Source organism: Thalassotalea coralli (assembly GCF_055786205.1).
Window position 1 is genome coordinate 71,113 of the sequence record NZ_JBVVBK010000010.1, and the last position, 16,368, is coordinate 87,480.

Annotated in this window: 15 protein-coding genes; 2 read left to right on the plus strand and 13 right to left on the minus strand. The window is 39.7% G+C overall.

The annotated features are described in order from the left end of the window. The first annotated feature begins 309 nt into the window (after nucleotides 1-309). On the plus strand, nucleotides 310-1,647 hold the full coding sequence (gene astB, locus ACOB80_RS19920) for an N-succinylarginine dihydrolase (protein ID WP_473167634.1): 1,338 nt from the start codon (nucleotides 310-312) through the stop codon (nucleotides 1,645-1,647). Between the two features lie 57 nt (nucleotides 1,648-1,704). Here the strand turns inward: astB and ykgO are convergent, their stop codons facing one another. The 5 genes from ykgO to ACOB80_RS19945 all read right to left on the minus strand — a co-directional run bounded on the left by ykgO (nucleotide 1,705) and on the right by ACOB80_RS19945 (nucleotide 3,934). Beyond that, nucleotides 1,705-1,845, minus strand: coding sequence for a type B 50S ribosomal protein L36 (ykgO, locus tag ACOB80_RS19925; protein ID WP_473167635.1), 141 nt, complete (start codon nucleotides 1,843-1,845; stop codon nucleotides 1,705-1,707). Continuing rightward, entirely contained in the window at nucleotides 1,845-2,096 is a 252-nt protein-coding gene (locus ACOB80_RS19930; protein ID WP_473167636.1) for a type B 50S ribosomal protein L31, read from the minus strand. Before ACOB80_RS19930 ends, ykgO begins: the two co-directional genes overlap by 1 nt. A gap of 395 nt (nucleotides 2,097-2,491) precedes the next feature. After that, on the minus strand, nucleotides 2,492-2,860 hold the full coding sequence (locus ACOB80_RS19935; protein ID WP_473167637.1) for a hypothetical protein: 369 nt from the start codon (nucleotides 2,858-2,860) through the stop codon (nucleotides 2,492-2,494). Nucleotides 2,861-2,896: 36 nt separating this feature from the next. Beyond that, the gene (locus tag ACOB80_RS19940; protein ID WP_473167638.1) at nucleotides 2,897-3,481 is read right to left on the minus strand and encodes an NAD(P)H-dependent oxidoreductase; all 585 of its coding nucleotides are present in this window, start codon (nucleotides 3,479-3,481) and stop codon (nucleotides 2,897-2,899) included. A 105-nt stretch (nucleotides 3,482-3,586) separates the two neighbouring features. Continuing rightward, nucleotides 3,587-3,934 (minus strand): MerR family transcriptional regulator, encoded by a 348-nt coding sequence (locus ACOB80_RS19945; RefSeq protein WP_473167639.1) that lies wholly within the window; start codon nucleotides 3,932-3,934, stop codon nucleotides 3,587-3,589. A 243-nt stretch (nucleotides 3,935-4,177) separates the two neighbouring features. Here ACOB80_RS19945 and modF point away from each other — a divergent pair, with 243 nt between their 5' ends. After that, on the plus strand, nucleotides 4,178-5,662 hold the full coding sequence (gene modF, locus ACOB80_RS19950; RefSeq protein WP_473167640.1) for a molybdate ABC transporter ATP-binding protein ModF: 1,485 nt from the start codon (nucleotides 4,178-4,180) through the stop codon (nucleotides 5,660-5,662). Between the two features lie 61 nt (nucleotides 5,663-5,723). Here modF and ACOB80_RS19955 read toward each other — a convergent pair whose 3' ends face one another. The 8 genes from ACOB80_RS19955 to ACOB80_RS19990 form a co-directional block, all read right to left on the minus strand. Further along, entirely contained in the window at nucleotides 5,724-6,257 is a 534-nt protein-coding gene (locus ACOB80_RS19955) for a cytochrome b (protein WP_473167641.1), read from the minus strand. A gap of 88 nt (nucleotides 6,258-6,345) precedes the next feature. Beyond that, a complete protein-coding gene (locus ACOB80_RS19960) occupies nucleotides 6,346-7,605 on the minus strand; it encodes a sensor histidine kinase (RefSeq protein ID WP_473167642.1) in 1,260 nt (419 codons plus the stop codon). A 28-nt stretch (nucleotides 7,606-7,633) separates the two neighbouring features. Continuing rightward, nucleotides 7,634-8,305, minus strand: a complete 672-nt coding sequence (locus ACOB80_RS19965) for a response regulator transcription factor (protein ID WP_473167643.1) — start codon at nucleotides 8,303-8,305, stop codon at nucleotides 7,634-7,636. Further along, the gene (locus tag ACOB80_RS19970; RefSeq protein ID WP_473167644.1) at nucleotides 8,295-11,450 is read right to left on the minus strand and encodes an efflux RND transporter permease subunit; all 3,156 of its coding nucleotides are present in this window, start codon (nucleotides 11,448-11,450) and stop codon (nucleotides 8,295-8,297) included. The genes ACOB80_RS19965 and ACOB80_RS19970 overlap by 11 nt, the downstream gene beginning before the upstream one ends. After that, nucleotides 11,450-12,637, minus strand: coding sequence for an efflux RND transporter periplasmic adaptor subunit (locus tag ACOB80_RS19975; RefSeq protein ID WP_473167645.1), 1,188 nt, complete (start codon nucleotides 12,635-12,637; stop codon nucleotides 11,450-11,452). The genes ACOB80_RS19970 and ACOB80_RS19975 overlap by 1 nt, the downstream gene beginning before the upstream one ends. A gap of 339 nt (nucleotides 12,638-12,976) precedes the next feature. Continuing rightward, nucleotides 12,977-14,686, minus strand: coding sequence for a proline--tRNA ligase (locus ACOB80_RS19980; protein ID WP_473167646.1), 1,710 nt, complete (start codon nucleotides 14,684-14,686; stop codon nucleotides 12,977-12,979). Nucleotides 14,687-14,841: 155 nt separating this feature from the next. Continuing rightward, on the minus strand, nucleotides 14,842-15,825 hold the full coding sequence (locus ACOB80_RS19985; RefSeq protein ID WP_473167647.1) for an ion channel: 984 nt from the start codon (nucleotides 15,823-15,825) through the stop codon (nucleotides 14,842-14,844). Between the two features lie 118 nt (nucleotides 15,826-15,943). Continuing rightward, nucleotides 15,944-16,339, minus strand: coding sequence for an RNA-binding S4 domain-containing protein (locus ACOB80_RS19990; RefSeq protein ID WP_473167648.1), 396 nt, complete (start codon nucleotides 16,337-16,339; stop codon nucleotides 15,944-15,946). Between the last annotated feature and the right edge of the window lie 29 nt (nucleotides 16,340-16,368).

The window sequence follows — 16,368 nt, forward strand, 5'->3', positions numbered from 1 at the left end:
AGCCGTTTCAGCACCCCTTGAGTTGACGCGAATTTTAGCAGGTAATTGCGTTAAGGTATATCACACATTAAAGCTTAATAAGAATTATTTACTATATAGAAAACAACTCTTTCCTAATCTTAGTGTAAAAGTAAAAATATTCTCGTAAACGCTGCATCAATATAGTTAATACAAGCGCACCAACTTAGTGCAGTAAAGCTGTAAGAAGAAGCGGCATTCATTATTATCTTATTGAAATTGTTATATTAAGTTCTTTTAGGAAGAGTTTTTGCTTATCTGTTATCGAATTAAATTAATAAAGAGCAAAAAATGACAAGCGTTGAAGTAAATTTTGATGGTTTAGTAGGTCCAACTCATAACTATGCAGGGCTATCTGAAGGAAATGTGGCTTCTTTGGCAAATGCTAAAGCGGTGTCAAACCCTAAGCAAGCGGCACTTCAAGGCCTGGCGAAAATGAAAGCAATGCACGACTTAGGGCTTGTGCAAGGTGTTTTTGCGCCGCAAGAACGGCCTGATATTTATGCTTTGAGAAGGCTAGGCTTTTCAGGTAGTAACGCACAGGTTTTGCAGGCTGCATTTAATGTATCTCCAGCATTGCTGGCGGCATGTTGTTCAGCCTCATCAATGTGGACCGCAAATGCCGCTACGGTGTCTCCATCTGCTGACACGCGCGACTCAAAAGTGCATTTTACCGCGGCAAATTTAGCAAATAAGTTTCACCGTTCATTAGAGCCGCTAACAACAAGTAGAATGTTAAGAGCTGTATTTTCTGATGATAACTTTTTTAAGCACCATCAACATTTAAATGATAACGAACACTTTGGTGATGAAGGCGCGGCTAATCACACACGACTTTGTTCTGATTATGGGGAGGAAGGGGTAGAAATATTCACTTACGGTCGATCTGCCTTTAATCGAGACGTAGGAAAGCCTGTTAAATATCCTGCCCGCCAAACACTAGAGGCAAGCCAGGCTATTGCCAGGCTCCACCAGTTACCAAAAGAAAACACTATTTTTGTTCAACAAAACCCTGAGGTGATAGATCAAGGTGTTTTTCATAATGACGTGATTGCTGTTGGTAATAAAAACCTGTTGTTATTTCATGAGCAAGCTTATTTAGATACCAAGAACTTTAAACAGAAATTAAGCGATAAACTTTCGTCCTCACAGCTTTATTTATTGGAGGTGACGAGCGAACAAGTGTCTATAGAAGATGCAGTAAATAGTTACCTGTTTAACTCACAGATCGTTTCTTTGAACAAACAAGATATGGCAATTATTGCTCCCATGCATTGCAGAGAAAACAATGCTGTATTTGATTTTCTAGAAACATTAAAAGCCGCTGAAAATCCTATAAAAGAAATACACTATTTTGACGTAAATGAAAGCATGAAAAATGGTGGTGGGCCAGCTTGTCTTCGATTGAGAGTCGCCTTACAGTCTCAAGAATTAGAGGCAGTAAACGAAAAATGTATCTTAACGGATGTTTTATACAGTCGTTTGGTGACTTGGGTAGAGAAGCATTATAGGGATAGGCTAACGGTGGACGATTTGCGTGATCCGCTGTTATTAATGGAATCAAGAGAAGCACTCGATCAATTAACGCAAATTTTGGCTCTTGGGTCGATTTATCGTTTCCAATCATAAGTTAAGAAAAAGACATATAGTTGCTGTCCTTAGCTTCTATATGTCCAGAGTGACAATTTACTTTTTACTTTTTTTGCCTTGTACCGCTTTAAATCGCGGGTTTGATTTACAAATAACGTAGACTTTTCCTCGACGGCGCACGACTTGGCAATCAGGGTGACGAGTTTTAGCACTTTTTAGTGAGCTTAATACCTGCATTACTTTTTACCGCCCATGCTAAAGCGCTTATTGAATTTAGCAATACGGCCATCATTTTTCGCGACTTTCTGTTTACCTGTGTAGTAGGGGTGAGACGCGCTAGAAACGTCGATAGTCATATAAGGGTAAGTTTTTCCTTGGTACTCAACCGTTCTTTCGGTTTTTAACGTTGAGCCTATAACAAAATAAGTGTCGGCTGTCGTATCGTGGAAGACAACGTCTCGGTATTCAGGGTGAATGTTTGGTTTCATAATTATCTAATTTTCGTAACGGGTTAATAGTAGCAGGAATAGTATGTTATATTGTAACATTTGTAAATGATAATTATTATTATTTGTGGATGGGGCTAATCTAAAAACAGTATTGATAGGCTAGTAACGATGAGGCTAATTCCTGCTAGTGTGTTTATTTTTTTCATAAGAGAGGTGTTATGACGGATTGCCAGCTTTCTCAGTTTACTGCCGGCAATAGCATATCTCTTAAAGCATGTAAAAGTGATAATAGTGGCGATTAACGCGTATTTTGTAAATTGAGCGAGTAAATGACTTTGACATTAAAAATGAAGGAAAATCAGCACTAAATAAAGCTGTTGCTTTGGGGGGACAATGTAATCAAGTGGGATTCAAAGAAAATATTGCTATTCTTACTACATATAAATTGAAACTTTAATAAGCGCTGCAATAGTTAAAAATACATACCAAGAAAAATGTTTTCCTTTACTTCCTACAAGTGCGATTACACCGTGAATTAAAAAGGTCGCTGCGATGACATTTGCGATGTCGTCAAAGGCTAAAGAGCCTTCAGATAAATAAAGTAAAATAATGGCGAAACCAAACCAGGCAATGGTTGTAAGGTGCCAGGCAAATCTTAGGGTATTTTTAGTGAACTCTTCGCTATTAAACAAACTAGGAAGTTTTCCTCGACGAAATAATCGAATTAAAATGTATCGCTCACCTAGATAGGAGTGAGCAATACCTATTGCAATTGTTAAGAATGCTGCGATTTTTAATAGCATTGAGAGTAACCTCTGATAAAAATACTTGATTCACTTTTAAGTCAAAAGCTTTTCTATTTTCCTGACAAAGCGCTCAAGCCTCTTGCTGTCGACATGTTCAGCTTTATAAAGAGAAATCATTTTAAATGAACAATTTTTTGCGCATGTATTAAGCAGAGCTATTTTTAGAATGCGTTTAACAGGTTGGCGAAGCACTAAGTAGTCGACCCACCTAGGTGAACCTAACGTGGTTATTACTTTCATTTCTTTTAAATTGGTTAATCCTGCTTTGATTGGCCCATAGTTATCTGCATGATGATATGCATGGCCAGGTGCCCAAACGCGGTCAAACCATCCTTTCAATATGGCGGGAAATCCAAACCACCAAGTAGGGAATATTAACACTAAGGATTCCGTTTCTTTTAATTGCTCTATGTCAGTTTGTAAACAGTCCGTGTTAAAGGAGTCTGTATAGTAGCTATCTCTTTCGTGGTTACTGAGCGCGGGTTTAAAGCTTTCATCGTATAGGTTTTTTATAGAAACGCTATAGCCTTTGTTTTCTAATTGGCGGATCGCTTTTTGCGCTAAATAATGGCATAAGCTATTTGATAGAGGGTGTGCGATGACCACTAAGCATTTCATAAGTTACTATTTGCCTTGAACTAGATGTTAAAACTATAAACGTTAGAGTGATAATAAAGTCTCCCCTACGGGGAGAGTCAATTGAAAAATCAATTTAATCTGTGCTTAAGAAAAGCTATCTTCAATTTGCGCATAACAATCATCAAGTAGAGCGACTTTGCGCGTTAAATCGTCTAGCTGTTCGATTAATACTAGTCGCATTTCAGCTAAGAAAGATTTAATTTTTAGCCAATTAATATTTCCTTCGCTATCGACAATAACTTGTTTAAGATGTGCAACGGAAATCCCCATTGCACGAGCTTCTTTAATGAGAATTAACAGTTCAAGGTCTGATTGCTTATAAACACGAAAAGTGCCTTTTTGGCGCGAAGGCTGGATAAGCCCTTTTTCTTCATAAAACCGAATGGATTTTATAGTTAAACCACTTTTCTTAGCTGCTTGGCCAATAAACATTTACGCATTTCCCTCGCTTTAATCGAATTGAAAGGTAAGATTTTATGCTAGATAGTTTTGAACCGACAAATTAATTGATCTTAAATTTTGAGCACTTGGTCGTTTAACGCAGCTTGATTCTGATTAACCGCCTTAAGTGCTCTAGAGATGACAAACGTATAAGTAAGACAAATTTAATTGTAGCCATGAAATTGATGGACTTTATATAATGAAGAGCTCCTGTATATCATGGTGATGTATACCTTGCTTACTATAGAAAATTTAAACTTTCAGTTATCAAATCAATCTCAATTATCAATTGGCTCTTTATCACTTGAGCAAGGGCAGTCATTGCTTGTATTGGGGGATAACGCGAGCGGTAAATCAGTACTGGCTCAAATTATATCTGGTGAAATTACCGATTTTCAGGGGAGCGTTGAGCTCAACGAGTCATTCACTACCTTAAGTTTTGAACTTGAAGAGCAAACGCTAGAGCAAGACAGGCTAAATGATCGCAGTAACTACATGGAAGAGGGCGAAGACACTGGCAGAACAGCCCAACAAGTTATTTTAGGTGAACAAGATTTTACTGACGCGGAATTTGTGCAAATCGTTGACCTTCTCGGTATTGAAAAGTTACTAAATAAGCCATTTAAAATTCTATCTACAGGTGAAACGCGTAAAGTCTTGATGGCAAGAGCATTAATGTCAAAGCCACGAGTTATGCTACTCGACGAACCATACGCTGGCTTAGATATAGGATCTCAACAACATTTGAGCGAAGTATTAAACAAGCTAGTTGCCCAAGGTATCAGTATCGTGTTGTTTGACTTTTATCATCAAAGTTTACCAAGTGCGATTGAGCATTTAGTGTACTTGCAAGACGGTAAGGTTGTCGTTTCAGGTCGACGTGAAGAGGTTATTCAGACGGAGCAGTGGCAAAAGCTTAACGAACATCATTATAGTCTTCCTCATCACTTACCCGACTGCATTCAATATAAGCACCTTGATAAAGAAACGCCATTGGTATCTCTTAATAATGTCTCGGTAAGTTTTAATCAAAAACCTGTCTTTAACCAATTAACTTGGCAGTTTGAACAAGGGCAGCATTGGCGAATATTAGGGCCAAATGGCTGTGGTAAGTCTACTTTGTTGGCGATGATTTCAGGTGATAGCCCTAAAGCGTATGGTAAAGATTTGCATTTGTTTGGGGTAAAACGTGGCAGTGGTGAATCAATTTGGGATATTAAGCGCCACTATGGTGTAGTCAGTGCTCAGCTACATCGAGACTATAGAGTGCCAACGACATTACTCCAAGTGGTTGTTTCTGGATTTTATGACAGCATCGGCCTATACGATAGTCCGAGTCGTCAACAAGTCATGATTGCTAGAGAATGGTTGGTTTTACTAGGTTTGGAGCAGCATGAAAATACCTATTTTCATCAGCTTTCTTATGGTGAGCAACGCTTAGTGCTAATCGCCCGCGCTGTAGTCAAACTTCCTATGATCCTCATTTTAGATGAACCTTGCCAAGGGCTAGATAACCACAATAGAGACAAAGTACTAGCGTTAATGGATTACATTGCTGCGAACAGTAAAACGCACTTGTTGTTTGTCAGTCACGATGTGCGTGACCAACTAGATTGTATCACTCACGAATTGGCGTTTTTTGAGACAAAAGTCAGTTTGAGCGAACAAAATACAGGTGGAGAATATTTAGGTTATAGTGCAACTTCACGAAAAATATAACAGTGATCGCTTTAAAAATTAATAAGGAGCCTCAACACGCATAGTTAGGCTCCTTTAACGATTATTTAGTGAACATTCTCTTTAACGTTTCATCTTTATCAATAAAGTGGTGTTTAAGAGCGCCAACAACATGCAATACGATAAAAGCGATAACAACTTCTGTTAATGAGCCATGGATCGTATGGCCAATAGAGGCAAGCGTTTCATTTAAAGGAATAGCATTGCCAGAAACTGCATCATAGTTGGCTGCTACAAGCTCTAATCCGAATACCTTGATCCCGTGGCCACCACCACCTGACATCATCATGCCTGAAATAGGGTAGAATAATGTAGAAAGAATCAGTCCCCAATGAATAATTTTAGCTACAAGCATTTGTAGCTTGTCAGATTGAGACACTGGCTTTGGCCAGCCTTCTTTTATTCTATTGATGACACGAAATAAGGCGAAAGCAATAATGATAACACCAAACGATTTATGAATGTCGTACAAGGCGTAAACCTCAAACTCTTCCATATAGATGCCCACTGCAATTAGGCAAATCATGCCTAAGCCAACAATACCATGTAAAATTTTAGTTTTGGCTGAAAGTCTCATATCCCCTCACTTAATTGAGCTAATAACCATGATGTGAGCTTAGATTAACGTACCAGGGGTTAAAGCAGGGTTAAGAGAATTAAACTGACTAACAATAAACGATAGTTACACTGTAACCTGAGTTGGTATCGTCAACAATTAACTGCCAGCCAAATTGTGCCGTGAGTTTTTCTACTAATTGCATACCTAACCCAAAGCCTAATTCGGTTTTTTCGTCTTTTTCGCTTGCAGAGAGCGTATCTCTGTTGACGATTTGTACTTTGTTGTTTTGTTGAATCACCTCTACTGTTCCAGCTTGTGTGTGTTGAAACGCATTTCTGACTAAGTTGTTCAACACGATAAGTGTTGGCACGTTTGGTAAAGAGCAAACACTGGTGTCGGTTGTCATTGTCACTTTTATATCCTTTCCGGCCAGTAAGTAATTGAGTTCTTGTTCTGTTTGCGTAACAAGTTCTCCTAATTTTATTGGCTCAAATGGCATTTCGGTTTCTGCGTCTCTTGAAAGCCAGAGCAAGGTCTCAGTCATGGATTTCATCGTAAAACTCGCACGTTGAATGCGATCTCTAATCGCACGCTCTTTTTCTGAAGGTGTAGGATTTACCTTTTCTAATAATGCGCTATTGCTTCTTAACACGGCGATAGGCGTTCTTAGTTCATGGCTGGCATAGCTTAGAAAACTCTGTTCGCGCTTTACTGATTTGGCCATTGAAAGCATGTTGTCATGAATAAGGCTAGCTAACTCATTTAACTCTTTAAAACGAAATTCTGGTTTAGGGTTATCTAAGTCTTTAATAGTTAATTGTTTCGCCCAAGCTTGCAGAGATTCCATCGGTAGGGCAATTTTTTTGAAGCTGTATAAAAGAATGAGTGCGAACGAAAGAATGGCGCCTAGGCCGATTAATACAACCAGCACCATAGGATCAATAAAAAACTCTTCATCATCATCCATTTCATCTTTGGAGGTGTGTATGTCTTCGTTAAAATGTGAGACAAAGTATTTTGTGTTGTCTCTTTCTACTACCATTAAAGAATAAGCTCGTTTGGGAGGCGCAATATAAATCCAATCTTCGAAAATAGAGTGATGAACGTTTATCTCTTCGGGTATTTCTGGAAAGCGCTTTTTAACGGGGGCAGGCACTTTATTCCAGTCAGAGGTTACATGGTAGCCCAAAATCGTTTGCTCATCTTTACCAGGCTCAGGAAAACTCTGTGCTACGTCATACATGGTATGTTGCATTGAAAAATCGATGGAATCGATAAACAAATGACCACTTTGATAAGAAAGGCCAGAAGCAATAATTAAAACAATGCCAGTAAGTAAAGTGAAGAGATAGGTTCTAATACTCATTTATTCTCCATTTTTTAATTTTTAGCTTTTACTTCTGTTTTAAAACAAAGCCAAAGCCAGCTTCGGTATCTAATGTAATATTGGCGTTTACTTTTTCTAATTGCTTTCGCAAATGATGAATGTGAACTTTTAAACTATTACTGTCAGGGTGTTCATCACCCCATACCGCTTGTAATAGCGATTTTCTTGCTACTGGGGTATTGGCTTCTCGCATGAGCTTTTCCAGTAGTTTAAAGGTTATCGGCGTTAGCTTTAAGGCGGAGGAGGCAAAGTTTGCTTCCTTACTTTGTAAGTTGAGTGTTAGTTTACCTAAATTTAGGCTAGCCACTTGTCCACTGCGCCTCTTTGACAAAGCAATAACTCGAACAAGTAACTCTTCAATTTCAAAAGGCTTTACTAAATAGTCATCAGTACCTGCATCAAAGCCAATCACTTTATCATTTAATGAATCTCTCGCTGTCAACATAATAATTGGAGTATCGTCGCTGTTTTCACGTACCTTTTGGCAAACAGAAATGCCGTCCAACCTTGGTAAATTAAGATCGAGAATAATAACTTGGTAGCTATTAGACTCGATAAACGACAGGCCTTGCACGCCATTGGAGACGTGATCACACGTAATTCCTTCAAGCTCAAAATAATCGACAACTGTTGCTGCCAGATCTAGGTCATCTTCTACTAGTAAAACGCTAATGCTCATTAACCAACTCTCTTTGTGAAGTTGCTTTAACTTTCATTTTCTCTATTAACTTTAATGCATCTTGGTGAATCATTAACATTGCTGGAATTAACAGCAAGGTAATAACAGTAGCAAATAGAATACCATAGCCTAAAGAAGCCGCAGCAGGAATGATAAATTGTGCTTGGGTGGAGGTTTCACTTAGCAGCGGCATCAAACCCGCATACGTGGTTATTGATGTCAGTAAAACTGCACGTAACCTTCCTGTACAAGCTTGTTGAATCGCATCAGACACAGCTAAGCCTTGTTTTTTCAAGTGATTAAAACGAGACACTAGCAATAAACTATCATTAACCACTACACCGCTTAGCGCCACAATGCCGTTAAACGATAGGATACTAAGCACCATATCATTTAACCAGTGACCTAAAATAGCACCAACCAGGCCAAAAGGTATCGCTGTCATAATAATGATTGGTTGAACGTATGAGCGCAAAGGAATAGCAAGTAAAATGTAAATACTCGCCATTGCGATTACAAACAAGCGAGTCATTGAGCCTGTTGTTTCGGCTTGCTCTTCTGCCTCTCCAGCAAAGTGAATATTTAAATCAGGGTATTTGTTTTCTAGTGCTGGAATTAAAGATACATTAAGCTTGTCCACCAATTCATTTGAAGAAATGACATCTTTATCAACTCTGGCACTTACATAAACGGCTGGCAAACCAGAGATTCGGGTAATTTCATTTTGTTGATAGTCTTCTAAAATGTTAGCAACTAGGCTTAATGGCACCGATTGTCCGTTGGCTAAGCGAACATTTGAATTCATTACATCATCAAGGGTTTGTCTTTGGTCTTCTGGGTAGCGAATTCTCACCTTAACTTCGTCTTTGCCCCGCTGATAACGCTGTACAATTTCACCACCAAACGCTTGTAGCACTTGTCTAGATAGGTCTTGAGTTGACATGCCAAGCGATAAGCCGCGTTCATTTAATGAAAATCTTAGCTGTGCTTGCCCAGAATCAAAATTGTCGTCTATGCCACCAACGCCTTGAATTTGTGAAATGGCCGATTTAATTTCTTGGCCAGCAGATTTTATGGTGTTGGTGTTCCACGCTTTTAGTTCTACTTTAAAATTATCGCCGCCGCCAAAGCCTGAGCGAATATCAAGCTTTCTTGTGCCTTCTGGCATGGGGGCTAATGCTTTCCATTGTTTTGCAAACTCGTTTAATCCATAAGGCGCAGATTTATCTAGTTCAACGACGACTGCACCTGCAAGGTCGCTTTCACCGATCACTTCCAGAGTGTCAATACTAGACCCTTGTTTGCCTTTTTCCTTCATTAGTACCTTGTCTGCTTCAATAGCGGCACGTTCTAAATACAGCAGGTTTTTATCGGTTTGGCCGAAGCTAGCGTCATTTTGCATGATAATATTTGCCTGAATAACGCTTCCTGGAATATCAGGGAAAAATGCAACGCGAACACCGCCAGTTGAAAGCATGCCTGTTACTAAAATAAAAATGGTGATAAAGGCAAAAAGTACAGCATAACGAAAGTTAATTGCCCACTTAATGGCTGGCGTATAAACGCGTTCACTGAACCACTGTAATCCGTTGTCAGCGCCTGCTTGTATTGTTGGCCATAGGTTTTTCATACCAGATGATGGCTTGCGATGGGTATTTAAGTTAGCCAGATGCGCAGGCAGTACAAGCTTTGATTCGACAACTGAAAGTAATAAACAAATAGTAACTATCACAGCAAATTGAGAGTAAACGGTTCCCATGCCACCTTCGACATTTGCTAAGGCAATAAATGTGGCTACTGTGGTTAACACACCAAAAATAGTTGGTGTCGCCACTTTTTGGGTGCCAACAATGGTACTTTTTAATGAGTCGCCTTGCGCTTTTCGGGTTGCGTAAATACTTTCCCCAACAACAACGGCATCATCAACAACGATACCTAGCGCAAGTATAAAGCCAAAGGTTGTCATTTCATTGATGGTCATGCCTGTAAAGTTATCCGTCATAAAAAACAACGTGCCACAAAAGATAAATGGCAGTCCTGCGGTCACCCAAAAAGCGACGCGAAGGTTTAAGAATACGGCTAAAACAAAGAATACTAAGGCGATACCCGTTAAGGCATTTTTAACTAACAAGGCTAGGCGATCTCTAATCAGCGTGCCGCCATCGTTCCACGTTTCAATGTTCACACCTTGAGGTAGTAGGGCGCTTTTTTGCCATTTTTCGACGATTTTATCAGCTTGTTCAACAATTTTTAGCACATCGCCATTTTCATCTACTTTAATTTCAACACCTATTCCTGGTTCTCCGTTGTATCGACCTATAACGAACACATCATCGGCAAAGTCATCCGACACTTTGGCGACGTCGCCCAAACGAATGAGTGTGCCATCGGCTAACGTAACCAAAGGGATTTTAGCGAAGTCTTGTTGACTGTAAGCTTGTTGAGAGACTTTTAATCTCACGACTTTCTCAGCATTACGTAAGCTAGTGCCAATAGCGGTAGAGGACTCGCCATTAACAATGGCAGCAACGTCAGTAAATGATAAGTTGTATGCCTGTAACTTTTGTTCATCTAGCTCAATTGACATCATCGGCTCAGCTTTGCCTTTGATGCTGACGTTTGAAATTGAAGGCTGAGCGATTAAATCTGCTTTTACACGTTCTGCAAGTGCTTGTAACGCTGAACGATCGGCAGAGCCGTATATTTTGATTGAGTAAGCATGCTCTAAGTACGTATTTTTATCGATAACAGGTTTTTCAGCCTCTACAGGAAAGTTGTAAATGGCATCGACCTTTGCTTTGATGTCTCTTAATAAAATGTCTATATCATAGCTAGAAACACTTTCAACCGTTACTGTGCTGCCACCAGAGTTTGAATTTGAAGTGATTCGCTTAATGCCTTGTACTGTCGCAAGCGCTTCTTCAATTTTTATAGCAATACCTTCTTCTGAAAGCACTGCATCACCACTGTCATAGGCAACTGAAATACTGATTGAATCTGTCGGCCAAGGCGGAAACGCCTCCTTTCGTAATTGATTAAACGATAGTATGCCAAGGAGAATTATCGATAACATCAGCAAGTTTGCGGCAACGGTATTGCCAGCAAACCATGCGATAATGCCTTTATTGTGTTCTTGCTGTGTCATTATAGGTTTTCCTCAGTTGGTGAAGTTGCTGAGTTTGATAATGAAACCATACTGTTTGTTGGTAACGACTCTACAATCGGCGTAACCTTCATATTTTCGAGATAACTTGCAAGCGGGCGCTTAACAATTTTCCCTGAAAAAATCGAATGGCTAGGTCGCACATAGACAAATGAGTCTTTCGAGAATACATGCTCTACCGGTAGTTTTTTCAGCAAATTGTCGTTATTTACTTGCCAAACAGTTGAATCGCTAATTAGTGCTGAAGACGGTAACTTCCAAACCTGTTTTTGGGTTTCACCTGTAATTTCTGCTTTAACAAAAGTGCCAGGGTATAGCGGCTTTTGTTGAGACAGTGGCATGCGAACCGAAGCAATTAAAGAACGCTGTCTACTTGCCTGATCTAAGTGCAGTTCAACACGGTCAATGTCGGCTTGCCAGCGAGCTGAGCTTGCTTCGTTAGTTAGCGTTACTTTGATATTAGTGCTGGACGAAGGAATTAATTGCCATTGTTGTTCTGATAAAGGCAATTTTACTTCGAATATACTGTCATCATATAAGGTAACTAACGTTGTGCCTTGCTGGACAATACTGCCAATTTGTACATCTCGGCTAACGAGTAAGGAATTGAATGGCGCATAAATTCGAGTTTGTGCTAAATCATATTCCGCTCTATCTAAGTTCTTTAGAGCGAAGTCATATTTTGCTTGTGCCACCTCTAACTGCAATTTAGATGCTTGCTTAGCGTTATTACCAGAGCGGCGCTGCTCAGCAATGGCTAAATCGTTGTTTACCTTTTCTTGTGCAAGTGACAATTTTGCTTCGGCTAACGATGCCTTAGCGTTTGCTAAAGCTTGTTGAAATTCGACATCCTCAATTTCTATTAGTAGCTCTCCTTGCTTAAATTGAGCACCAGATAAAAGTTTAGGTGATAGATAAACAACCTTGCCGCTAACTTGCGATGTCAACGCTAATTCACTTCTAGGTTTGACTTCACCATAGGCGCTTACTTTGGTTGTTTCATTAATAAATTCAACTTGTTCAATGGAAACACTTGGGTACTGAATGTCAATCGATGGAGGCGGCGTCGCTTGCTGATTCTTTGAAAGTGCACCATTAACTGCAACAGCTAAAAAAATACTCGCGGCGGCAACTACTGTCACTAACGCTTTTTTATTGAAAAATGCCATAACTAAATCCTACTTAGAGCTGCCTGATTTATGAATTTATCAATGAGATAAAGCCCGCAGGCATGAAAACGTAATTGTCGTTTATATGCTCGTATAGTAAGACTAGGCGAGTTAAGGAGGGGTTAAATTCTGAAACAGGTTTTAAAAAATGTTGTTGTTACTTCTATATGGGAACGATAAAGGAAAATAATCGACTTTAGCTATACAAAGCAGTAAAAAGAAAACCCGCAACGATAAGTATTTATCGTTGCGGGTTTTGAGTAAATTAGCTTTGACTTGTTAGCACTTAGGCAAAGAACCAAATCAAACAAAAATCACTTGAATCGCTTATTTACAAATCTATTCAAATAAAGAAGCAATGTCGTCAATAGCGACTAATGTTTTTTCGCCTGTGATACGATTCTTAACTTCGATTTTTCCTTCATCCAAATTGCGCTCACCAACAATAAGTAGAATCGGTGTACCGATTAATTCGTGATCCGCGAACATAACGCCAGGACGCTCTTTTCTGTCATCAAATAGAATATCTTTACCTGCATTGCGCAAGTTTTCATATAAGCCTTCTGCCGTTTCTTTTACGCGAGCAGATTTTGCCATATTCATTGGGACGATAGCTGCGTCAAATGGAGCTAAAGCTTTAGGCCATTTGATACCATATTTGTCGTGGTTCTGTTCAATAGCCGCTGCAACAATACGAGAAACACCGATACCGTAACAACCCATTGTTAATGTTTGATTTTTACCTGATTCAGTTAATACGCCGCAATTCATTGCTTTTGCGTACTTTTCGCCAAGTTGGAAAATATGGCCAACTTCAATACCGCGCTTAATAACAAGTTTACCATTGCCACAAGGGCTTGGGTCGCCCTCTTGAACGTTGCGAATATCTTCTACTTGGTATTCAGCACAATCTCTATCCCAGTTTGCACCAGTGAAGTGAACGTCGTTTTTGTTTGCACCACAAACAAAGTCACCTAAGTGAGCTGCACTGCGATCAACGATGACCTTAACGTTCAGGCCAACTGGGCCAATTGAGCCTGCATCACAACCTGCTGCTGCTTTAATTTGCTCGTCAGAAGCAAATGTTAGTGGACTAGCAATACCTGCTAAATTTTCTGCCTTAATTTCATTTAATTGATGATCGCCACGAACAACTAATGCGATTACCGCTTGTTCTTCGTTTTCATCAGCTTCACCTAACACTAAAAGTGTTTTAACCGTGTTTGCTGCATCAACTTTTAAGAGGGCAGCAACTTCGTCAATTGTTTTAGCGTTTGGCGTGTCTACTTCTGTTAACTCTTGGCTAGCGGCAGGGCGCTCGCCTTCAGGCGCTATAGCTTCCGCTTTTTCAATGTTTGCGGCAAAGTCGCTGCCATCACTGAAGACAATATCATCTTCGCCAGAATCAGCTAACACGTGGAATTCATGCGAACCTTCACCACCAATTGAGCCATTGTCAGCAACAACAGGGCGGTAATCTAAACCTAAGCGTTCAAAGATGCGGCAATATGCATCGAACATGACTTGGTAAGTCTCTTTCAAACAGTCATCAGTGATATGGAACGAGTACGCATCTTTCATTAAGAATTCGCGGCCACGCATAACACCGAAGCGAGGACGAATTTCATCACGGAACTTGGTTTGAATTTGGAACAAGTTCAACGGAAGTTGTTTGTAGCTGCTAATCTCATTTGAAATAAGCTTTGTAATCACTTCTTCATGTGTTGGACCTAGAACAAAAGGGCGCTCATGTCTGTCTTGCAAACGCGCAAGCTCTGGGCCGTAGTCGTCCCAGCGCCCCGACTCTTGCCATAAATCTGCCGGTTGAACCATTGGCATTAATGTCTCAATAGCACCAGCACGTTCCATTTCTTCTCGAACAACACGTTCTACTTTCTTTAAAACGCGTAAACCAGTGGGTAACCAAGTATATAAGCCTGAAGCAACGTGGCGAATAAGGCCGGCACGTAACATTAATTGGTGGCTGATAACTTCTGCATGAGCAGGGGTTTCTTTCAACGTGGAAAGTAAATATTGGCTAGTACGCATGAAAAAAGAATTCCGTAGATTTAAAGAAATTTTTAAAATTAGTGCCTTTATTCTAGCAGGGGAATGAACAGGTAAAAAGAGTAAATTTCGCCTTAAATTAGGCTAATTTTGACAAGTTGCGAAGAATAGCGGACTTATTAAGAAAATAATTAGCTTTAACGGGTCATTTTCTTAACAAACACTACCACGAATAAGGCAATGGTAAAGCTTCCTGTAAAGGCTTCAATAGCAGCTACTGCACGGGAGACTCCAACTGGGGTAAAGTCTCCATACCCTAAGGTGGTGAAGGTTACTACAGAGTAGTAAAGGCAAGACATAAACAATGAGAAGTTTTCTTTAAGACTCGCGTTAGAGTTGTAGGCTATTACTTCTCCTTGGTAGCTTAATCCAGTATGAGTGTATATAGTCGCGCAAATTAAGATCATTAACATTGATATGCCGACAATTCTGATAGGGTCTTCGCCATAACCACAAAAGAGATCGACGATTTTAGAGCCTAGTCGTTTAAACGAGTATTTAGGCATTTGCATGCGCCTTGTGGTTAGCTCTCGTTGAATAAGCTGACCAGACACAGTAAATATACCTTCTATTTCTGCGTGTTTACGTAAGTCCCGATATATTTCTTCTGATTGCTCGTAATAGTCGAGAGCGGTAGAAAGGTTTCTATTTTTTAACGCTTTTGCGGCGAGTAACTCTTGTTTGAGCTTCTTGCCATAATTGATATGCTCAATTTTGCTTCCTTTCCATTTAACCCCTAGCATGTTAGCACCGACTAAGTTAGCACAATTAAGTTTTGCATAACGCACGTCTGCTTTCATTATGCTGGCGTTTTCTAAGTTTATATTAAATAAATGGGCGCCAGAAAGATTTGCGCGATAAAAGTCGGCATAAGAAAAGTCAAAACCGGTTTTGTGATTGTGATTAACTAAATCAATGTGATTAAGGTCGGCACCTTTTAAAATTACACCACGTGTAACACCACCATTTCTAGCGTAGTGTTCTAGTTTTTCTTTAACATCTGGGCCAGACTTATCAGCACTAGGATCGTGCCAATAACAAAAATGACCATCTTGAGCGTGTTCCTTACACTTAACTCCGTCTGGGTCGTCGTACTGGCAAAGTCTTTTTTCATCGCTCATATCCATAGTATAGACAGCAATACCGGATACGCTAAATCTTAGATAGGAATTTACGCCGAAAAATGACCAGTTTTTATATTGTTACTATGTTTACTAATGGCAAAAATAGAATACTAGATTAAGAAAAAGAAATACGTTTTCTACCACCAGTTTTGGCCGGCATTTCGTTAGAGGCAGGTGAGCGCTGCTTTTTGCTTTTACTGCTGTTGTGCCTAGCCTTTGGTTTTGCTTTTTTATCATTCGCTATATTGCTGGCGGAAGGATTTTTCGCTTTTGGCTTTTTCACCGGTTCGGTAACGGGACTGTGGCAAACAAGCACTATCTGCTCACCGTTAAATTCCACGAAATCACCATGGTATATTTTTTTACGCTTTTGCCATTCAACTTCGCCATTAACTATTACGTAGCCTTCGTGGATCAACATTTTCGCTTCACCACCACCACTGACCAGGTCGGCAATTTTTAATAGTTTATATAATTCAATTGGTTGGCTATCGATTTCTACTTCGAGCATATTTGGCGTATCACTTTGGTGGATTAAGT